16 protein-coding genes and 1 pseudogene are annotated in these 19,719 nt (G+C 68.3%); 11 read left to right on the top strand and 6 right to left on the bottom strand.

What is annotated here, in order from left to right; translation table 11 throughout:
- The first annotated feature begins 93 nt into the window (after window positions 1-93).
- From ACFY4A_RS23275 to ACFY4A_RS23250, 6 genes are all read left to right on the top strand, one after another.
- Window positions 94-1,275: an ROK family protein gene (locus ACFY4A_RS23275; RefSeq protein WP_390831275.1), complete on the top strand. Its 1,182-nt coding sequence runs from the start codon at window positions 94-96 to the stop codon at window positions 1,273-1,275.
- 2 nt (window positions 1,276-1,277) lie between these two features.
- Entirely contained in the window at window positions 1,278-2,591 is a 1,314-nt protein-coding gene (locus ACFY4A_RS23270) for an ABC transporter substrate-binding protein (protein WP_390831274.1), read from the top strand.
- Between the two features lie 20 nt (window positions 2,592-2,611).
- Window positions 2,612-3,541: a carbohydrate ABC transporter permease gene (locus ACFY4A_RS23265; protein ID WP_390831273.1), complete on the top strand. Its 930-nt coding sequence runs from the start codon at window positions 2,612-2,614 to the stop codon at window positions 3,539-3,541.
- Window positions 3,538-4,461 carry a carbohydrate ABC transporter permease gene (locus tag ACFY4A_RS23260; RefSeq protein ID WP_390726913.1) on the top strand — a complete coding sequence of 308 codons (924 nt, stop codon included), beginning with the start codon at window positions 3,538-3,540 and terminating at the stop codon, window positions 4,459-4,461. The genes ACFY4A_RS23265 and ACFY4A_RS23260 overlap by 4 nt, the downstream gene beginning before the upstream one ends.
- A 235-nt stretch (window positions 4,462-4,696) precedes the next feature.
- On the top strand, window positions 4,697-6,568 hold the full coding sequence (locus tag ACFY4A_RS23255; protein ID WP_390831272.1) for an alpha-galactosidase D: 1,872 nt from the start codon (window positions 4,697-4,699) through the stop codon (window positions 6,566-6,568).
- Between the two features lie 182 nt (window positions 6,569-6,750).
- Window positions 6,751-9,168: a glycoside hydrolase N-terminal domain-containing protein gene (locus ACFY4A_RS23250; protein WP_390831271.1), complete on the top strand. Its 2,418-nt coding sequence runs from the start codon at window positions 6,751-6,753 to the stop codon at window positions 9,166-9,168.
- 443 nt (window positions 9,169-9,611) lie between these two features.
- On the opposite strand, the gene ACFY4A_RS23245 is transcribed toward ACFY4A_RS23250, so the two are convergent.
- From ACFY4A_RS23245 to ACFY4A_RS23235, 3 genes are all read right to left on the bottom strand, one after another.
- Window positions 9,612-9,878, bottom strand: coding sequence for a hypothetical protein (locus tag ACFY4A_RS23245; protein ID WP_390831270.1), 267 nt, complete (start codon window positions 9,876-9,878; stop codon window positions 9,612-9,614).
- Window positions 9,875-10,168: a hypothetical protein gene (locus ACFY4A_RS23240; RefSeq protein WP_390831269.1), complete on the bottom strand. Its 294-nt coding sequence runs from the start codon at window positions 10,166-10,168 to the stop codon at window positions 9,875-9,877. Before ACFY4A_RS23240 ends, ACFY4A_RS23245 begins: the two co-directional genes overlap by 4 nt.
- Window positions 10,169-10,415: 247 nt before the next feature.
- A complete protein-coding gene (locus tag ACFY4A_RS23235) occupies window positions 10,416-10,979 on the bottom strand; it encodes a peptide deformylase (RefSeq protein WP_390831268.1) in 564 nt (187 codons plus the stop codon).
- A gap of 401 nt (window positions 10,980-11,380) precedes the next feature.
- On the opposite strand from ACFY4A_RS23235, the gene ACFY4A_RS23230 reads away from it, so the two are divergent.
- From ACFY4A_RS23230 to ACFY4A_RS23220, 3 genes are read left to right on the top strand one after another with little or no spacing between them, the layout of a single operon-like run.
- Window positions 11,381-12,832 (top strand): FAD-binding oxidoreductase, encoded by a 1,452-nt coding sequence (locus ACFY4A_RS23230; protein WP_390831267.1) that lies wholly within the window; start codon window positions 11,381-11,383, stop codon window positions 12,830-12,832.
- A gap of 1 nt (window position 12,833) precedes the next feature.
- A complete protein-coding gene (locus tag ACFY4A_RS23225; protein ID WP_390831266.1) occupies window positions 12,834-14,015 on the top strand; it encodes an FAD-binding oxidoreductase in 1,182 nt (393 codons plus the stop codon).
- 38 nt (window positions 14,016-14,053) lie between these two features.
- Complete coding sequence (locus ACFY4A_RS23220; protein WP_390831265.1) at window positions 14,054-15,412, top strand: (Fe-S)-binding protein; 1,359 nt, start codon at window positions 14,054-14,056, stop codon at window positions 15,410-15,412.
- Here the strand turns inward: ACFY4A_RS23220 and ACFY4A_RS23215 are convergent.
- A complete protein-coding gene (locus tag ACFY4A_RS23215; RefSeq protein ID WP_390831264.1) occupies window positions 15,409-16,065 on the bottom strand; it encodes a GntR family transcriptional regulator in 657 nt (218 codons plus the stop codon). The genes ACFY4A_RS23220 and ACFY4A_RS23215 overlap by 4 nt on opposite strands.
- A gap of 167 nt (window positions 16,066-16,232) precedes the next feature.
- Between ACFY4A_RS23215 and ACFY4A_RS23210 the strand changes: the two genes are divergently transcribed.
- The gene (locus ACFY4A_RS23210; protein ID WP_390726922.1) at window positions 16,233-17,252 is read left to right on the top strand and encodes an alpha/beta hydrolase; all 1,020 of its coding nucleotides are present in this window, start codon (window positions 16,233-16,235) and stop codon (window positions 17,250-17,252) included.
- Window positions 17,253-17,295: 43 nt separating this feature from the next.
- Here ACFY4A_RS23210 and ACFY4A_RS23205 read toward each other — a convergent pair whose 3' ends face one another.
- Window positions 17,296-17,505 carry a hypothetical protein gene (locus tag ACFY4A_RS23205; protein ID WP_390726923.1) on the bottom strand — a complete coding sequence of 70 codons (210 nt, stop codon included), beginning with the start codon at window positions 17,503-17,505 and terminating at the stop codon, window positions 17,296-17,298.
- Window positions 17,506-17,858: 353 nt separating this feature from the next.
- On the opposite strand from ACFY4A_RS23205, the pseudogene ACFY4A_RS23200 reads away from it, so the two are divergent.
- Window positions 17,859-18,059 (top strand): annotated as a pseudogene (locus ACFY4A_RS23200) (ferritin-like domain-containing protein); the annotation flags it as partial.
- Between the two features lie 336 nt (window positions 18,060-18,395).
- Here ACFY4A_RS23200 and ACFY4A_RS23195 read toward each other — a convergent pair.
- The gene (locus ACFY4A_RS23195) at window positions 18,396-19,232 is read right to left on the bottom strand and encodes an alpha/beta fold hydrolase (protein ID WP_390726924.1); all 837 of its coding nucleotides are present in this window, start codon (window positions 19,230-19,232) and stop codon (window positions 18,396-18,398) included.
- Window positions 19,233-19,719: the final 487 nt, after the last annotated feature.

Below are 19,719 nucleotides of genomic sequence, written 5' to 3'. Positions count from 1 at the left end.
GTTTTCCAGGCTGACTGCGCGAAACTCACGTGCTTCAAAAGAGGCGTGCTTTTTTCATTGACAGCGAAAAAGAACCCCCCTAGGTTTCCGGCCATGCGCTCGACCCCCTCCCCCGAGGCGACCCCGCCGATGACGCCGGCTGCTTCCCTGGTCTTCACAACCCTGCTGTCCCACGGTCCGCTCACCCGGGCCGAGACGGGGCGGCGGACCGGGCTCTCCCCGGCCGCCGTCACCAAGGCGGTCCGTCCGCTGATGGAGCTCGGTTATCTGGCCGAGGGCGTGGACGAAGGGGCGCGGCCCGCTGTGGGACGTCCGGCCAGCCTGGTGTGGGTGGAGGCGGGGAGGGCGATGTTCATCGGGATCAAGGTGACAGGCGACGAGATCATCGCTGTGCTGGCCGACCTGTGCTGCCGTATCCGGATCGCCCGGTGCGTACCGCTCACGGGCCGCGAACCTGACACAGTGCTCCCCGCCATCACCTCCCTGGTACAGGAGTTGCTCACTGAGGCCGACGGATTCGGTGTGCCGGTACGGGGATTGGGCCTCGCGATCTCGGGAGACGTGGACCGCGCAAACGGAGTCGTCCGCTACTCGCCCTTCCTCGAGTGGCGGGACGTACCACTCGCCGAGATCGTCGGGACCGCGACCGGGCTACCGGTCACGGTCGACAACGACGTGCGGGCGCTCACGGTCGCCGAGCATTGGTTCGGGGCCGGAGTCGGACTCTTGAACTTCGCCTTGGTGACCGTGGGCGCCGGCATCGGCTGTGGCCTGGTGGTGCACGGGCGGGTGGTGTCGGGCGCGCACGGCGTGGCCGGCGAGATCGGGCATCTGTCCCTCGACCCGCTCGGCCCGCTCTGTCACTGCGGTAACCGGGGGTGCGTTGAGGCGATCGCGGCGGACCCCGCGATACTCCGCGCAGTGCGCGAGGCCACGGGCAAGGACGTGACCGCTGCAAGCGAGGCGCTGGACCTGGCCCACAGCGGAGACCCCGATGTCCGAGCGGTCTACGCACGGGCCGGCGAGGCCATCGGCAAGGCCATCGGCTCCTTGGTGAACATCCTCGGTTCCGAGCGGGTGATCATCTCCGGGGAGGGCCTGGCCGCCTACGACCTTTTCGCCGAGGGTATCCGCGACGCGTTCGCCGCGTCCGCCTTCGGTACCGCTTCGCAGTGCGACGTGATGACACGTCCCCTGCCCTTCGAGGAGTGGGCGCGTGGGGCCGCGGCCACCGCGATCCAGTCCTTCATCGGATCAGACACGTACGAGGAGTAGCCATGACGCCGCAGATCCGCAGCTCTCGGACCGCCGCAGGACCCAGCCGCAGAACGGTGCTCCAGGGGCTGTTCGGTGCCGGGGCCACCGCCCTGGCCGTGCCCGCTCTTGCCGCCTGCGGCTCGGGGGCCGGGTCCGACCCCAAGACGGTGACCTTCGGATCGAACGGCGGGGACGCCACCCCGAAGAAGGCCTACGCCGCGGTGACGGACGCCTTCCAGAAAGACAGCGGCCTCACGGTCAAGACGAACGTCGTCGACCACGACACCTTCCAGAAGAGCATCTCCACCTACCTCCAGGGCACCCCGGACGACGTCTTCACCTGGTTCGCCGGCTACCGCATGCAGTACTTCGCCAAAAAGGGCCTGGCCAGCCCCATTGACGACGTATGGGCCAAGATAGGCGCCGGCTACAGCGACGCCACCAAGCAGTTGTCCAAGGGCGAGGACGGGAAGTACTACTTCGTGCCGCTCTACAACTACCCATGGGCCGTCTTCTACCGTAAGAGCGTCTTCCAGCAGCACGGCTACCAGGTCCCCACCAACTGGAGCCAGTTCATCGCGTTGGCCAAGCAGATGAAGAAGGACGGCCTCTCGCCGATCGCCTCGGGCTACGGCGGCGGCGACAGCTGGAGCATTCTCGGCGCCTTCGACTACCTCAACCTCCGCGCCAACGGCTACGACTTCCACATGTCCCTCATGAGGGGCCAGGTCGCCTGGACGGACGCTCGCGCGGCCAAGACCATCGGCCTGTGGCACGAGCTCGCCCCCTACTACCAGACCAACGGCGGCGGCCGCTCCTGGCAGGACGCCGCGCAGTCACTGCTCGACAAGAAGTCCGGAATGGCGATCATCGGCCTCTTCATCGGCCAGCAGATCACCGACGACTCCCTCCGATCCGACATCGACTTCTTCCCCTTCCCGGAGATCGACCCGGCCTACGGTCAGGACACGGTCGAGGCGCCGACCGACGGTTTCATGCTCAGCCGCAGGCCGAAGAACCTCGACGGTGCCACCAAGCTCCTCGAGTTCCTCGGCGGCGCGAAGGCCGAAGGCGTCTACATGGGCATCGACCCGAGCAACGTGGCCGTCAACTCCGGTGCCGGAACAGGTTCGTACAGCGCCCTGCAGAAGAAGGCCGCCGAACTCATAGCGAGTGCCCAGCACATCACCCAGTTCGGTGACCGCGACAGCGATCCGGGATTCATCTCCACCGTGGTCGAGCCCGGCTTCACCGAATGGTTGAACCACCCCGACAACGGCTCGGCCCTGCTCAAGAAGATCGAGTCACAGCGCTCTCGCTTCTTCACGGCCTGACCCTACCGGAGGGGTTCACCATGTCCTCCGTGCGCACCGCGCGTCGGTCTCCGTCGCTCGCACACCCTCGTCCTCGCCGGCTCGGTCCTGGTGACCGCCTCTTCCTTACCATTGCCGTCGGCATCCCGCTGCTCGCCCTGCTGGCCTTCGTGTGGCTGCCGGCGCTCGCCTCCGTCGGCCTGTCCTTCACCAGCTGGGATGGCCTCACCCTGTCCGACATCCATTGGATCGGGCTGGGCAACTACCACGAGATCTTCACCAACTACCCGCCGTTCTGGCCGGCCATCCGGCACAACCTGATCTGGCTGCTGTTCACGGCGCTGCTGCCCACCCCGTTCGGGGTCTTCCTGGCCTACCAGCTCGACCACAGGATCCGTTTCACCCGCGTCTACCAGACCGCAATCTTCATGCCGATGGTGCTGTCCCTGGCGGTCGTCGGCTTCATCTGGGAGATCATCTACAACCCCGACACCGGCCTGCTCGACGGTGTGATCGGCCACCACATCAACTGGCTGGGCGATCCCAACCTCAACCTGTGGGCCGTCCTGGTCGCCTCCGGGTGGCGGCACGCCGGCTACATCATGATTCTCTACCTGGCCGGCCTGAAAGGCTTCGACCCCGCCCTGAAGGAGGCGGCAGCGCTCGACGGCGCCAATGGACGCCAGACCTTCATGAGAGTGGTGCTGCCGGCCCTGAAACCGGTCAACATCATCGTCCTGGTCGTCACCCTCATGGAGTCACTGCGCGCCTTCGACGTCGTCTACGTCCTCGGCGGCGGTACCGGAAGCAAGCCCGGCATGGAACTGCTGTCGCTGCTCATCACCGACAACATCATCGGCGAGTCCAGCCACATCGGATACGGGTCCGCGCTCGCGGTCATCCTGCTCATCGTCTCCCTGGCCGCAATCGGGACGTTCCTCGCCCGGACATTCCGCAAGGAGGACCAGTGACCACGACCGCCGCACCACCGGCCCGCCGGTCACACCCCTCGCGGACGCATCACACCGCGGGCTCCGCAAGGCCGAAGCGGCAGACCGGACGCCACATCATGCTCGGCGGCATAGCGCTGCTGTGGCTCGTGCCGCTGCTCTGGGCCGTGTACACCTCCCTGCGTCCGTATTCCGACACCGCCCGGCACGGGTATCTGTCCTGGCCGCACAGCATCGGCCTCCGGAACTTCTCAGACGCCTGGAACCAGTCCGGGATGCCACATTTCTTCTGGAACTCCGTACTCATCACCGTTCCGGCAGTGCTCGGCACCCTGCTGTTCGCCGCAGCCGTGGCCTTCTTCGTCTCGCGGTTCGACTTCCGCTGGAACGTCGCTCTGCTGATGCTCTTCACCGCGGGAAATCTGCTCCCCGCGCAGGTCTTGATCACGCCGCTGTACCGGCTGTACCTTCTCGTGCCGCTGCCTGCGTGGATGAGCGATTCGCTGCTCGTCTACAACTCCCTATGGGGCATCATCTTCATCCACATCGCCTACCAGAGCGGCTTCTGCACCTTCGTGCTGAGCAACTACATGAAGACGATCCCGAAAGAGATCTTCGAAGCCGCTCTCGTGGACGGTGCCTCGGTGTGGAGGCAGTTCTTCCAGATCGTGCTGCCGCTTTGCCGTCCGGCGTTCGCGGCACTCGCAACCCTGGAATCCATCTGGATCTACAACGACTTCTTCTGGTCACTCGCGCTGATCGAGACGGGTGACAAGCGCCCGATCACCTCCGCACTGGCCAATCTCCAGGGCGCTTACTTCACCAACCCCAACCTCATCGCGGCAGGTGCTCTCATGACCGCGATCCCCACACTGCTGGTGTACTTCGCGCTCCAGCGACAGTTCATCAGCGGCCTCACCATCGGCTCGGGCAAGGGCTGAGCCGCCGACCCGACGCCCCGACCGCCGGTTGCCGGTTGCCGGTTGCCGGTTGCCGGTTGCCGGTTGCCGGTTGCCGGTTGCCAGTTGCCGGTTGCCGGTTGCCGGTTGCCGGTTGCCCGACCGCTTCCCCCCCGGCGTCCTGTCCGGAACACCCCGCCCCTGCCCGGAACAGCGCCCGTCCCCCAGCGGGTGCAACCGCGCGATTCCGCTCATCCCACCCCCAGGAGGCAGACCCATGCGGTCACCCTCGTACAGAGCTCTGCGCGGAGCCCTCGCCGGCTCCCCACGCCACACCATGAGAGTCATGCTGGTCCTGGCCGTCACGGCCGGGCTCGCCACAGCGGTCCCGGCCGCCACCCGGGCCACGGCCGCATCCAAGTCCACGACCGCAGCCGTCACCTCGGCTGCGACCACGGCGGACGTCACTTCCGGCATCGCGGCCAAGCCGTTCATGGGCTGGTCCAGCTGGAGCATGCAGTCCTCCCAGTACCCGGGCCTGAACCCGAACGGCAATTACAGCTACCTCACCGAGGCGAACGTCCTGAAACAGACGGACGCCCTCGCCACCACGCTGAAGAAATACGGCTACAACCACGTCAACATCGATGCCGGCTGGTGGATGGACAAAAACTGGACGACCGAGTTCGACCAGTACGGCCGGCAGACGCCCGACCCGGTCCGATTCCCCCACGGCATGAAGTCGGTCGCCGACCACATCCACTCCAAGGGCCTCAAGGCGGGTATCTACCTGCCCGTCGGCCTGGAGAAGGGGGCGTACGGCGACGGCAAGGTGCCCATCTGGAACGCCCCCGGCTGCACCACCGCGGACATCGTCCACCCGGACCTGCGCACCACCAACGGCTGGGACAGCGCCTACAAGCTGAACTTCGACAACCCCTGCGCGCAGAAGTACATCGACTCGCAGGCGCGGATGCTCGCGGACTGGGGCTACGACTTCCTGAAGTTGGACGGGGTGGGTCCGGGCTCGTTCAAGTCCGGTGACAACTACAACAACGTCGCGGACGTCGCCGCCTGGCACAAGGCCATCGCCGACACCGGGCGCCCGATCCACCTCGAGCTCTCCTGGTCACTCGACATCGGTCACGCCGCCGACTGGAAGAAGTACTCCAACGGCTGGCGCATCGACACCGACGTCGAGTGCTACTGCAACACCCTGGTCACCTGGGACAACTCGGTCAAGGGCCGGTGGGACGACGCGCCCGCGTGGAGCGGCAAGGCAGGCCCGGGCGGCTGGAACGACCTCGACGCGATCGATGTCGGCAACGGGGCGATGGACGGCCTCACCAACGCCGAACGGCAGAGCTACATGACCCTGTGGGCCATCAACAAGTCGCCCCTGTTCACCGGTGACGACCTCACCCAGCTGGACAGCTACGGTCTCTCCCTCCTGACCAACCAGGAAGTCATCGCCGTCGACCAGAACAACTCGCCCGTCGCCCGTCCCGTCAGCCCGATGGGCGACGAGCAGGTCTGGGGAACCAAGAACTCCGACGGCAGCTACACCATCGCCCTGTTCAACCTCGGCAAATCGCCGGCCTCCGTCACCGCCAACTGGGCGTCCTTCGGGTTCACCGGCGCGGCCTCCGTGCGTGACCTGTGGAACCACAAAGACCTCGGGACGTACAAGAACAAGATCGCCGCGACGCTGCCCGCACACGGCTCCCGGCTGTTCACCGTCAAGGCCGTCGGCGCGCCGCTGGCGACCACCACCTACGAGGCGGAGTCCGCGAACAACACCCGGACCGGCAACGCCGCCGTCGCCCCATGCGACTCCTGCTCCGGCGGCAAGAAGGTCGGCAACCTCTACCTCGACAGCAAGCTGCAGTTCAACGACATCACGGTGAAGAAGGACGGCATCTACCCCGTCAACGTCGCCTACGTCAGCGGAGACCCCCGCTCGGTGACCGTCTACTCCAACAGCGGCAACGGAACCAGCCTCAAGTTCCCCTCCACGGGCGACTGGGGCACGGTAGAGACCATCAGCGTCGAGTTGGCGCTGAAGGCGGGCTCCAACACCATCACGTTCGACAGCGGCTGGGACTACTCACCCGACATCGACAGGATCGACGTACCCAAGTCCGCCTGACCCCTTCCGCGGGCCCGGAAGTGACACGACCGGGCCCCGCACCCGGCGACCGCGCCCGAACCCCCGCACGGTCCCGCGGCATCCGGGCGTGCCCACGCCCGGCGTATTCGCCTCACACAACGCCCGTCGACATGTATGTGTCGTCCCCGCATGCGCCGTTCCCCGGACATGGAGTGCACAACGTGGACACCCAGCACACCGAAACGCGCGACAACCAGCCCAGCCGAAGGGGCTTCCTCACCCTCGCCGCCGCAGCCGGCACGGCCGCCGCCCTCGGCGGTCTGCCCGCCTTCACCGCCTCCGCGGCCCCCCAGCGCCCGACCGACTCGCCCCCGCTGTCCGCGGCCGCCGCCGCGAAGAACCAGTTGTGGTGGCAGGCTCCCGGCTCCTCCAACTCGATGATCCAGCAGGGTCTGCCGGTCGGGAACGGGCGCCTCGGAGCGCTCGCGAGCAACGACCCCTCCAGCGAACTGCTGACGATCACCGACGCCACCCTGTGGACCGGTGGCCTCAACGACACCCTGCAAAGCGACGGCCAGTTCCCCTACGGCCGCGACGACTTCGGCTCGCTGACCCTGCTGGCCGAGCTGACCGTCGACATCCCCGGCCACGACCTGGGCTCCGTCGACAACTACCGTCGCACTCTCGACCTGGCCCAGGGCCTCGTCAGCGCCTCGTACGACCTGTCCGGCGTCACCTACCAGCGACAGATCTTCGCCAGCCGTCCCGACGACGTCATCGTCCTGCACTTCTCCCGGCAGGGCAGCGGCACCTACACCGGTACCGTCTCCCTCACCGGCACGCACGGCGAGTCCACCACCGCCGACAACGCCGGGCGCTTCGCCTCGTTCGGCGCCTCCTTCGCCAACGGCCTGAAGTACGGGGCCGCCGTCACCGCGTACAGCAGCGGGGGCACGGTCGCCGTCAACGGTACGGCGATCTCCTTCAGCGGCTGCAAGGACCTCACTGTCGTGGTCAGCGGCGGCACCAACTACGCGCCCGAAGCGGCCGCCGGGTTCCGTGACCCGACCGTGGACCCGGAGCGCCTGGCGCGGACCAAGGTCCTCGACGCGGCCGGCCACTCAGCGAGCACCCTGCTGCACACACATGTCGCCGACTTCCGCCCGATGTTCGAGCAACTGGACATCGACCTCGGCACGTCGTCCGCCGCACAGCGCAAGCTGGACACCTGGCAACGGGTGCAGGCACGTCACCGGGACGACGTCCCCGACCCGGAGCTTGAGGCCGCCTACCTGCAGTTCGGCCGCTACCTGATGATCTCCGGGTCGCGCGGCAGCCTTCCGATGGGCCTGCAGGGGCCGTGGCTGGACGGCAACGACCCGGACTGGATGGGCGACTACCACACCGACATCAACATCCAGATGAATTACTGGATGGCCGACCGCGCGGGCCTGTCCGGCTGCTTCGACGCCTTCACGGACTACTGCCTCGCGCAGCTGCCTTCCTGGACGGACGTCACCCAGCGGCTGTTCAACAGCCCGACCAACAGGTACCGCAATTCCAGCGGCAAGATCGCCGGCTGGACCGTGGCCATCTCCACCAACCCCTACGGCGGAGGCGGCTGGTGGTGGCACCCGGCCGGTAACGCCTGGCTCTGCCAGAACCTGTTCGAGCACTACGAGTACACGCAGGACGGCGCCTACCTCGAAAAGATCTACCCCCTCATCAAGGGTGCGGTGGAGTTCTGGGAGGCACGCCTCATCACCACGACCGTCACCGACGCCTCCGGGGCTTCGCGCGAGGTCCTCATCGCCGACAGCGACTGGTCGCCCGAGCAGGGTCCGCTCGACGCCAAGGGCATCACCTACGCCCAGGAACTGGTCTGGAACCTCTTCGGCAACTACCGCACCGCAACCCAGGTACTCGGCAAGGACACCTCCTACAGCGCGTCGATCGACGGTCTGCGCCAGCACCTGTACCTGCCCGTGGTCAGCCCCAAGACCGGCTGGCTGGAGGAGTGGATGTCGCCCGACGACCTCGGCGAGACCACGCACCGGCACCTCTCCCCGCTCGTCGGCCTCTTCCCCGGCGACCGAATCCGCCCGGACGACTCCACGCCGAAGGACATCCTCGCCGGCGCGACCGCCCTGCTGACCGCCCGCGGCATGAACAGCTTCGGCTGGTCCAACGCCTGGCGCAGCCTGTGCTGGTCACGGCTGAAGAACGCGGAGAAGGCCTACCAGCTCGTCGTCAACAACCTGAAGCCGTCGGCGGGCGGCAACAACGGCACCGCGCCGAACCTCTTCGACATCATGGATATGGGGCAAGGCCGCGGCATCTTCCAGATCGACGCGAACTTCGGCACCCCCTCCGCGATGATCGAGATGCTGGTCTACTCGCGGCCGGGCCACGTCGAGCTGCTGCCTGCACTGCCCGCCGCGTGGGCGGCATCGGGCTCGGTATCCGGCGTCGGCGTCCGCGGCGGCTTCGTCGCCGGCCTCAGTTGGAAGAACGGCAAGGTCACCCGGGTGACGCTGAAGAGCGTCGGCGGTCGTGACACGACCGTCTTCGCCGGCAGCACCTCACGGAAGATCAGCCTCAAGCCCGGTGAATCCGTCACGCTGGACAACCTCGGCTGAGGCCGGCTCGTCACACGTGACCGGACGGCCGTCCGGCTCGCTTAGCGACGCCCTGCGGCAAGCAGCGTCGCGGCGCTGATCGTGGCGGTCAGGTCCAAGCCCCTGACCGCCACATCAGCGGCGTATGAGCAGCCTTCGACGCAGCCCCACCCGTACGACATGTCATTCGGTGACTGTCCTCCTGTCCGGAATCGGTCCATCCCTGACCGGCAGCCGGACCAGGTCACGGTCCCCGCCGGGACGCGGATTCATGGAGTCCGTGGCATGCAGCGCGTCTTCACCGGGTGGACGGTGATGCCGCCTCCTGCGCCCCGCGTAGCACCTCAGCCAGAGCCGGTGAGCCCAGCCCGCCGCGGACGACGAGAAGAGCGGAGATCGACGATGTCCCCCAACAACAAGGACCTGCCCGTACCCCCGCGGCGGTCGCCGCGGTGATCGGGCTGCTACGGACCTGCGATCAGCCAGAGGATGAGGCACGCATCCAGATCCTGGCTGTAGCGGTAGACGACGGAGATCCCCCGGCCGCCGGTCTGCTCGGGCAGCAGCTCGACGACGCGGGACTCGCTGCGCGGGTCGGCGTCCGGCAGGCCGCGGCCTTGCGCGGGGTCGTCTTCGAGTGAGCGGCGGACGCTCTCGACGGCGGCCCGCTCGGTCGGGGTGAGCTCGGTGAGGATCTTCTCGGCGGAATCGCTGAAGAAGGCGTGGGTCACCTGGCGGCCTCGGCGAGCTTGCGGCGGAGTTCTTCCTCGACGTCGCCGGTGGTCCGGGCGAGCGCGGCCATGCCCTCGGTGCTGTACTTCAGCGCGATGCGGTGGCGGTACGCCTGAGCGACCTCGCGGACGCGAGTGAGGTCGTCCAGGTCGATCCCGTCCAGCTCCTCCTCGAACTTCTCCCGGTCTCCGGGGAAGCCCCACGTCGACAGCGCCTCGCGCAGCTCCCTGAGCGTGCGCATGGGCGGGCGGAACTGGCTGGCGCCGGGGTACTCGGGCTGCGCCGTCACGGTGACCTCCTCGTGGTCGCTGCCTACGACGCTACTCGGTAACGACGCGCCATGGGGAGAGTCCCCCGACGGTGGCAGCATCGGGGTGGCGACTCCCGGGCAGCGCCCTGAAGATCCTGTCAGGGTGCGGCGCCACGGGGGCGCCGCACCGCACCCTGCGACCAGCGTAGCGACGTACCGCTCCCCCCGGCCGGTTTTGTGCGGTCGGGTCCTTCGTCGTGCGGGCACCGGCAGCCCGCTTCCTGAGTTAGGGGTCATATGCCCAGGCCCGGCCGGTCTGCCGGTACTGCTCGACGGGGATGAGTTCGACGCCGGGCTGCATTCGGCTCAGGTACAGCATCCCGTTGAGGTGGTCGATCTCGTGGGCGACGAGCCGGGCAAGTCCCCGCTCGTACACCGTGGTGAGGGTTGCGCCGATCGAGCCTGGTGGTCTCGACGGTAATGCGCAGGGGACGGGGGACCATGCCGCGGACGTCGAAGAAGTTGAGGCAGCCTGCTCGTCGGTGTCGTCGGAGGACTCGGTGACGCGGGGGTTGACTAGCACGATGGCGCCGGCGCCCTGCTCGGCGGGCTGGACGACGGCGGCCGCGCGGCCGATGCCGATCTGCGGGGCGGCGATCCCCATCCCCTTGGCGAAGGGGTGCACCTGGGCGATGCGCTCGATGGAGGCGAACAGCGCGTCCACGGCCTGTTCGGCGGCCTCCTGCCCGGCGGGCAGGTCGAGGGTGCGGACCGCCTCGGTCAGGACGGGAGCACCACGCTGGACGATGCCGAGGTTGCGCATCTGCTCGCTTGGCCGGACCTCACTCACCTGAACTCCCCTTGATTCATGTCCTGTTCGAGCCGGGGCTCGTTGAATCTCAATGACCTGTCAAGTGCCGGAAGGCGCGGGAGTCTCAGCCGCTGGCTGGGGCGGCCGCTGGGATGAGTGTGTAGGGGCGGTGGTCGCGGAGCATCGCCCAGAGCACATCGACGCGCGGCGGGCGAGGGCCAGGATGGCCTGGACGTGGCGGAGGCCCTCGGCCCATCGAGCCGTAGCCCGCCCCTCATCCCGCCCACGAGACCGCTGCCTGGGCGAAGCCGGCCACGGCGTGCGTCAAAGCTTGTATCTCAGTTGTGTCTTGACGGCCACCGACCTCGCGTCTATGTTTCCGTTTCATGAAGTCGCGGTTCCATATTGTGGAATTCCACTCAGGGTGAGAGGGGGACGAATTGCTGACGTCGGTCATCATCACTGAGTTCGAGGAAGCGCTCGGTGCCGAGGCTGTGGTGACCAATCCGGTCGCCCTGCGCTCGTACGAGTGCGACGGGCTGACCGGCTACCGCGTGACACCCGCGCTGGTGCTGCTGCCCAGCACCCCGGAGGAGGTGTCGGCCTGCGTCTCCATCTGCGCCCGGGAGGACATCCCCTTCGTCGCGCGTGGCGCCGGCACCGGTCTGTCGGGCGGGGCCCTGCCCGTGGCCCAAGGTGTGGTCATATCGGTGCAGCGGTTGCGCCGCGTGCTGAGCATCGACCCCGACAACCTTCGCGCCGTCGTGGAGCCCGGGGTCACCAACGCGGACATCAGCCGCGCCGCCGCCCCTTACGGACTGTACTTCGCCCCTGACCCATCCAGCGGCCAGGTGTGCACCATCGGTGGCAACGTGGCGGAGAACTCCGGCGGCGCCCACTGCCTCAAGTACGGCTTCACCGTGCACCACATCCACACCGTCGACGTCGTCCTGCCCGATGGCAGGCTGACCCGGCTCGGTTCCCACGCCCCGCACCAGGCGGGCTACGACCTGCTGGGTGCGTTCATCGGCTCGGAGGGGACCCTCGGCATCGCCGTCCGGATCGAGGTACGGCTGCTGCCCAGACCTGCCGCCTGGCGCACCCTCGTCGCCGACTTCGATTCCCTGGAGGCCGCGGGTGACACGGTCACCGACATCATCGGCGCCGGCATCGTCCCCGCCGCGATCGAGATGATGGACTCCCTGTCCATCGAAGCTGTCGAAGCCGCCGTAGCCGCCGGCTACAACCGCGATGCCCGCGCAGCGCTGATCGTGGAACTCGACGGCCCCCATCAGGAGGTCGCCTCCCATTTCGCCGAAATCCAACGACTGTGCCGCGACCGCGGCTGCACGCATCTGCGCGTGGCGGCCGACGCGGACGAGCGTGCAGCAATCTGGAAGGGCCGCAAGGCCGCCTTCGCGGCGGTCGGTCGGATCAGCCCCGACTACCTGGTCCAGGACGGTGTCGTCCCCCGCACCCGGCTCGCCGAGGCACTGACGCGGATCGCCCGTCTCGCCGACGAGGCCGGACTGCGCGTGGCCAACGTCTTCCACGCCGGTGACGGCAACCTCCACCCCCTGGTGCTCTACAGCGAGGCCGCCGGCCAGCACGACCGCGCCGAACACCTGTCAACCTCCATCGCCGAACTCTGCGTGGAACTTGGCGGCTCGCTGTCGGGCGAGCACGGCATCGGCACCGACAAGGCCTGCTCCATGCCGCGCCAGTTCACAGCCGACAGCCTGGCGACCATGCGGCGACTGCGCACCGCGTTCGATCCCCACGACCTGTGCAATCCGGGCAAGGTGCTGCCCACCCCGCGTCTGTGCGGCGAGCGTCCGGGCCCCTACCAGCCACACCCGCTGGAAACCGCCGGTGTGATCGAACGGATGTGAGGTGACCGTGTCCATCTCCGGTACAGAACTGCACTCGTGTCCTGCCACACCGGCGGAGTTGCAGACCGTCCTCGCCGACACCACTGCCAGCCACCCCAAGGTCCGTATCACGGGGGCCGGTACCGCGGTGGAATGGGGAGCCCAGCCCCTTCCGACCGATCTCGTCCTGGACACTCGTGCCCTGTGCGGCATCGTCCGCTACAACCCAGCCGACATGACCGTCGCCGTGCGGGCCGGCACCCCCCTGTCCCACCTGCAACGCGAACTGGCCGCGCAGGGGCAGCGGGTCGCCTTCGACGCCCCCCGCGCCGAGGTGGGCGCGACGATCGGTGGCCTGATCGCCACCGCGGACGCAGGTCCTGCCCAGCAGGCCTACGGCACACTGCGGGACCTGGTCATCGGCATGACGATCGTCCTCGCCGACGGCACAGTGGCCCGAAGCGGCGGGCATGTCATCAAGAACGTCGCAGGATACGACCTGGCCAAGCTCTTCCAGGGTTCCCTCGGCACATTGGGTGTGGTGGCCGAAGTCGTCCTGCGGCTCCACCCGTTGCCCCGCGCCAGCGCCACCCTGCGACTGACCCGCACCGCCACGGATGCCGTCGCTCTGGGCCGGCGCGTCATCGCTGGGGCCTTGGAGCCCGCCGCCTTGGAGTGGTGCCGGGACCAGCTTCTGGTGCGCTTCGAAGGAGGACGGGGCGGTGTCGATGACCGCCTAGCGGCCGTGGCCCGGCTGGCCGGGGAACCGGGCGACGTGCTGCGGGGCGAGGAGGAGGCCGCGGCATGGCAGCTGGTGCACGAGGTGGCACTCGGCCGCCCCGACGACACCGTACTGCGCATCGGCACCTTGCCCGGCCAGGGCGGTCGGATCATCGAGGTGGTCGAGGCCCTGGCAGCCCGCTGCGCCGTGGAGGCCGACGCCACCACCAGTATCGGCGTCGGTGCTCACACCGTGCGGCTCTGCATGGGGGACCCCGCCGCCCGTGCGCGGTTCCTCACCTCGCTGCGGGCCGAGGCCGCCGGTCTCGACGCTCTCGTGACCGTGCGCCGCCGCGACGGACTGCCCGACGGCACCGATGTCTGGGGCCCTCCCCCTCCCACTGTGCCCCTCATGCGCGCCATCAAGCAGCAGTTCGACCCAGCAGACCGTTTCGGCGCCGGCCGCCTGGCGCCCTGGCTGTGATCCCTGCCAGGCACCACCTCGAACTTTTTGGAGAGGTCATGAGTGAGACCACCGACCCGCCGCGGCCGGGGACGAGTTCCTTCGACGACCGCAACCCGCCCGCCCGCGATCTGCTGGACGACTGCGTCCACTGCGGCTTCTGCCTGCCCACCTGCCCGACCTACGTGGTCACCGGTGAGGAGATGGAGTCCCCCCGTGGCCGCATCTACCTGATGGACCTGGCGGCCAAGGGGGAAATCCCCCTCGACGACGCGTTCGGCTCCCGCATCGACTCCTGTCTGGGCTGCCTCGCCTGCACCACTGCCTGCCCTTCGGGCGTCCAGTACGACAAGCTGATCGAGGCGGTCCGGCCGCAGCTCGAACGCAACGTTCCCCGGACGACCGCCGACCGGCTCTTCCGCGCCGTGATCTTCAAGCTCTTTCCTCACCCGGGCCGCCTGCGCCTCGCTGCCCTGGGCGGCATCGCCTACCAGAAACTGGGCATCCGCGCCCTGCTCCACCGGCTCGGAGTGGTCCGCCGCCTGCCCGCGCGCCTACGGGCGCTGGAGGCACTGCTGCCCCCGGTCACCCTCTCGGACCTCGTCCGCCGTACGCCGTCCTACGTCGCCGCCACGGCCGTCACTCCGGCCAGGCTGCGTGTGGGGCTGCTGGCCGGCTGCGCCCAGCGGGTCTTCTTCGGTGACGTCAATGCCGCGACCATTCGGGTCCTGGCGGCCGATGGCTGCGAGGTGTACGTGCCCCGGGACCACCAGTGCTGCGGCGCCCTGAGCATGCACGCCGGGCGGGAAGACGATGGGCTGGAGCACGCGCGCCGTACCATCGACATGTTCGAGCGCTACGACCTCGACGTCGTCGTCACCAATGTGGCCGGGTGCGGCTCGACCTTGAAGGAATACGGCGCGCTGCTGGCCGATGACCCCGACTACCGGGAGCGGGCCGCCGCGTTCTCGGCGCGGACCCGCGACATCAACGAACTCCTCGCCGAGCTCGCGCCGTTGGCCACGCGCCACCCCCTGCCCCTGCGCGTCGCCTACCACGACGCCTGCCACCTTGCCAACGCACAGCGCATACGGTCCCAGCCCCGCCAGGTCCTGCGTGCCATCCCTGACTTGGAGGTGGCCGACATCGCCGAAGCGGAGATCTGCTGCGGTTCAGCCGGCATTTACAACCTGGTCCAGCCGGAGAAGGCCGAGGAACTCGGGCGGCGCAAGGCCGCCAACCTGCACAATGCGCGGCCTGAGGTGATCGCCACCGCCAACGCGGGCTGCCTGTTGCAGATCCGCCGCTACATCGGCGAGGACGTGCCGCTGGTGCACCCGGTTCAGCTGGTCGACGCATCCATCCGCGGCGTCCACCCCTTCCACGACTCGGCGGGACGACGGCACACGGATGGTTAGGCCAGGCCCAGCGCCTCCCGCGTACTGGCGAGATGGGTACGAACGGCCGCTTTCGCCCGGTCGGCGTCGCCCGCCTGTACAGCGTCCGCGATCTCGGCGTGCTCGGCCAGGATCGTCTTGCTCCGTCCTGGGTCGGCCACCACGGAATCGGCGATCATACGGACCTGACGGTCCCGCAACGACCCGTAGAACTGCGAGAGCAGAGGATTGCCGGTGGCCGTCAGCAGACTCGTGTGGAACAGCCGGTCCTGCTCGAGGAAGGCATTGAGGTCCGCTGTGCCGAGTAGTTCGCGTTGGCTCTCCAGATGTTCGGCGAGTTCTCCTTTCAGAGCCTCACGTGCCCTGGCCGTGCCGCCGGCCAGCTTCTCTACCGCGAACTGTTCAAGGACCGCGCGAGCCTCGAGAACAGCCTGGACCTCGCCGGCGGAGACCGGTACCACGAGGGCGCCGCGCTGCGGGTACAGCCGGAGCAGACCCTCGGCCTCCAGACGTAGAAACGCTTCCCGTACCGGGGTCCGGGACATCTGCAGTTCCTTGGCGACGTCACCCTCGCTGATCAGATCGCCGCCCCCGTACGCACCACACAGCACCTGGCGCTTGACGTGATCGTAGGCTCGGTCCTTCGCCGCCTGCCTAAGACTGTTGACCACCACACCTCCTGCACGTCACTTCCGGTGAGATCCAAGTCCTGTTCATCATAGATACCAGCCGTCTGCGGGCTGCCACCCAGGCCCCACTCTTTGGCAGAGGAGTCCGTGCAAGACATGACGCCTCGCACCGGACACGCCCCCGGACGGAAACCCGGCCAAGAGAGGTTTCGATGGATTCGACCACCCCTCCCCCACCGCGCAACGGTGAGCGGAACGCACCACCGGTCCCGTTCGACACGGAACTGTCGGCCGTCCTGGACGGCCTGGGCGCCCTGCTGGACGCCGAACCGGCATCGCCGGCCGATGTCCCTCGGTGGCGTGCCCTCCTTTCCGAGGCGGCCCCCGACCCGACGCTCGAGGAGCTGCGTGGTGACGGGGGCTTCGAGGTGCGCGAGCGGCGTGCGCCGGGGCCCGATGGTGCCCCCGATGTCCCGCTGCTCATCGCCCGCCCCACCGGACTGGCCGACGGTGCTCCCGTCATCTACCACCTGCACGGCGGCGGCATGATGAGCGGAACCAGCCGCACGGGCGTTCAGGGCATCCTGCGCGAATGGGCGGGGCCGCTGGGACTCGTCGTGGTGTCCGCCGGCTACCGCCTCGCTCCCGAATACCCCTATCCCGCGGGCGTGGAGGACTGCTACGCCGGCCTGGTCTGGGTCGCACGGCACTGCACGGAGATCGGCGGCGACCCGTCGCGGATCGTGGTGGCCGGCGGCAGCGCGGGCGGTGGGCTGAGCGCCGCCGTTGCGCTCATGGCCCGCGATCGGGGCGGCCCCCGGCTCGCCGGGGTGCTGGCGATGTGCCCGATGCTGGACGACCGCAACGACACGCCGTCAGCGCGGCAGATGGCCGGCCGCGGGGTGTGGGACCGGCACGCCAACGAGGTCGGCTGGGCATCCCTGCTGGGCAAGGCCCACGGCACCGACGAGGTTCCGCCCTACGCGGCGCCCGCGCGCGCCGGCGACCTCTCCGGCCTGCCGCCTGTCTATATCGACGCCGGTGCGGCCGAGACGTACCGCGACGAAGACGTCGCCTTCGCCACCCGCGTCTGGCAATCCGGCGGAGATGCCGAGGTGCACGTCTGGTCGGGCGGCTTCCACGGATTTGACCAGATCGCGCCGGACGCCACTATCTCCCGGGAAGCCAGGGAGGCCCGTGTCCGCTGGCTGCGCCGTGTCCTCGCACGCTGACCCCGCACGGCGCGGAACCGGTGGAGGCGAGGTCATGCGACGCTCAGCAGTCTGGCGAGGCGACGCGCAGGAGGCGGCTGACCCCATTCGCGAAATTAACCCGGCTGTGGGCCGGTTCGCGGTCCTGGAGGGCCTCGGTGTCAGCCAGGGCACGGCCGGCGTAGGACCAGAGCCCCGCCGTGACGACGATCGACGGGGAGACGAGTTCTTGGGCGAGTGGGTCCGGCAGCTCGGCAGCGTACTGTCTCGGCAAGGCCGCGAGCCTGCTGCGAGGGGTTGGGCCAGGAACGACTTCACTACTGTTGCTGAACAAGCCACCACCCCGGTCACAGGCCCGACCACAGCTGGTCACAGCATTGCGCAGCCAGTTGAGCCCTGCCGTGCCGGTCAATGGCCAGACTGCAGGTGCTCCGGCCCCGGCCGTCGCGTATCAGCGCCCCCGACCTTTCCGGGTGGGCCAGGTAATAGGCGGCCGAGGCCGTACTGCGCATCCCGGCGGCGTGGGCGAGTTGCCGCGCCCGACGGGCCCTCGCCCCTGTCTTCGATCCACCGCCGGAAAAGCGCAGGATCTCTTCTTCCCGCTCGGTCAGATGCTCCGGGCGCCGGTTCAAGCTCCACCTGCTGCTCGACAAGCACGCCGAGGAACAACTCGGACCGGTCGACACCCTCGCCGAGCGCGTCCAGAACCTGGGGTGCGCGACCGTCGGCGACCTCCGGCACGTCGCCGAGATCACCGCGATCCCCCGCCCGCCGGACGGTGTCGAGGAGGTCCCCGCGATGTTCTCCCGGCTTCTGGAGGAACACGAGATTGCACCTCCCCCCATTACGTCTCCGGCTGGTGCACGACGACCCTGCACCCCCGTTGCGCGGGCAGATACGCAGGGACCGCGTGCTGCTGCCCGTGCCACGGGTCGACCGCCGTTGCCGAGTCAGCCCCCATGTCGGGTGAGACGGCGATGAGTGCGGTTCGTTTCGAGTGATGGTTCGACGGTCAGCTCCCTGACGCCCCGCCCCAACCCCACGGGCCCGCCGGTCCCCACCCGGCGGGCCCGCCCGTCACCCCGCGAGATCCCCACCCGCAAACACACCGATGACCCTCCTGGCCACCAGTCACGGCAAGCGCCGTTGCGGTAAGGCGGGCCGTTACTTGGCCAGGAACTCAAGCAGTGCCTTGTTCACCTCATCCGCATGGGTCCACAGCAGCCCGTGCGGCGCACCGTCGATCTCCACGTAGTCGGCGGAAGGAAGAGCATCGTGGAAGAGGCGTGCCGTGGCTTCGACCGGCAGGATCCGGTCCCCCGTGCCGTGCAGGATGAGCGCCGGCACGTCGATCTTGGGAATGTCCTGACGGAAGTCGGTGCCCCAGGTGAGCGGGGCGGCCGCGGCAGCGTGGGCGCCACCGCCGGCCGCGACGTTCCAGCTGTTGCGGACCGCCTCCTCGCTGATACGTGTGCCCAGGTTCTCGTCCAGGTTGTAGAAGTCCTGGTAGAAGGAGGTGTAGTAGGCGTACCGGTCGGCCTTCACCGCGTCGGAGACACCCTGGAAGAACTCCGCCGGCGCCGCGCCCTGCGGGTTGTCGTCGCTCTTGATCAGACAGGGCTCCAGGGAACCGAGGAAGGCGACCTTGGCGATGCGCGAGGAGCCGTAGGTGCCCAGGTAGCGCGCGGCCTCGCCGGTGCCCATGGAGAAGCCGACGAGCACGGCGTCGCGCACGTCCAGCGTCTCCAGCACAGTGTTGAGGTCGGCGGCGAAAGTGTCGTAGTCGTACCCGGTGGAGGGCTGGCTGGACTGGCCGAAGCCGCGGCGGTCGTAGGTGATCACCCGGTAACCGGCCGCCAGCAGCGCCGCGGACTGCTTCTCCCACGAGTGCCCGTCGAGCGGGAAGCCATGGATGAGGACCACCGGCTGCCCGGTCCCGTGGTCCTCGTAGTACAGATCGATGTCGGCGGTGTTCTCCTGGCCTACGGTGATGAACGGCATGCTGACCTCGTTTCGAAACGTGGCGAACTGAACTGGAGTTACGGAAGCCAAAGGGCTCGTCGGCGTCGCGCCGCCGACCCGGTGGCAAGCCCCGGGGGGAAACGGCCTCGCCGCCGTGGCGCTCGGCTTCACGAGTACAGACTCGTACGAACACGCTCGCCCACGCATCCGTACAATGACTCAACTTCGGCGCTTCCCATACGACCTACTACATCGCCGTCTTCCCGGCTCAATGTGCCTTACGTCGAGAAACGCTGGGTTCGCGTGACGGCCTCCGGGATGATGCATCCGGTCAAATGACTGAAAGAGCTGCCGTCAGAAGCCGTTATCAAAGCGATCTTGCAGCTTGAAGATCGGACGGGAGTGCGGGTCTCGCTCCCGTTCGGATGATCCGGACTGGTCAGCGCATGAGGGAAGGGCCTCCTGCGTAGCTCGGAGATGTCGAGTCACCAAGCACTCAGGAGGCCCAGGTGCCACAGTCTTCCGC

This window comes from Streptomyces sp. NPDC001292, from assembly GCF_042896465.1.
Lineage (GTDB): Bacteria > Actinomycetota > Actinomycetes > Streptomycetales > Streptomycetaceae > Streptomyces.
The sequence above is the reverse complement of the archived record's forward strand: the minus strand, read 5'-3'. Positions and strand labels throughout refer to the sequence as shown.

Bases quoted from the DNA above. Each gene is read 5' to 3' on its own strand.
- ACFY4A_RS23220 (WP_390831265.1), top strand. From the start codon at position 14,054: ATGAGTGAGACCACCGACCCGCCGCGGCCGGGGACGAGTTCCTTCGAC.
- ACFY4A_RS23195 (WP_390726924.1), bottom strand. From the start codon at position 19,232: ATGCCGTTCATCACCGTAGGCCAGGAGAACACCGCCGACATCGATCTG.
- ACFY4A_RS23265 (WP_390831273.1), top strand. From the start codon at position 2,612: ATGTCCTCCGTGCGCACCGCGCGTCGGTCTCCGTCGCTCGCACACCCT.
- ACFY4A_RS23210 (WP_390726922.1), top strand. From the start codon at position 16,233: ATGGATTCGACCACCCCTCCCCCACCGCGCAACGGTGAGCGGAACGCA.
- ACFY4A_RS23275 (WP_390831275.1), top strand. From the start codon at position 94: ATGCGCTCGACCCCCTCCCCCGAGGCGACCCCGCCGATGACGCCGGCT.
- ACFY4A_RS23270 (WP_390831274.1), top strand. From the start codon at position 1,278: ATGACGCCGCAGATCCGCAGCTCTCGGACCGCCGCAGGACCCAGCCGC.
- ACFY4A_RS23255 (WP_390831272.1), top strand. From the start codon at position 4,697: ATGCGGTCACCCTCGTACAGAGCTCTGCGCGGAGCCCTCGCCGGCTCC.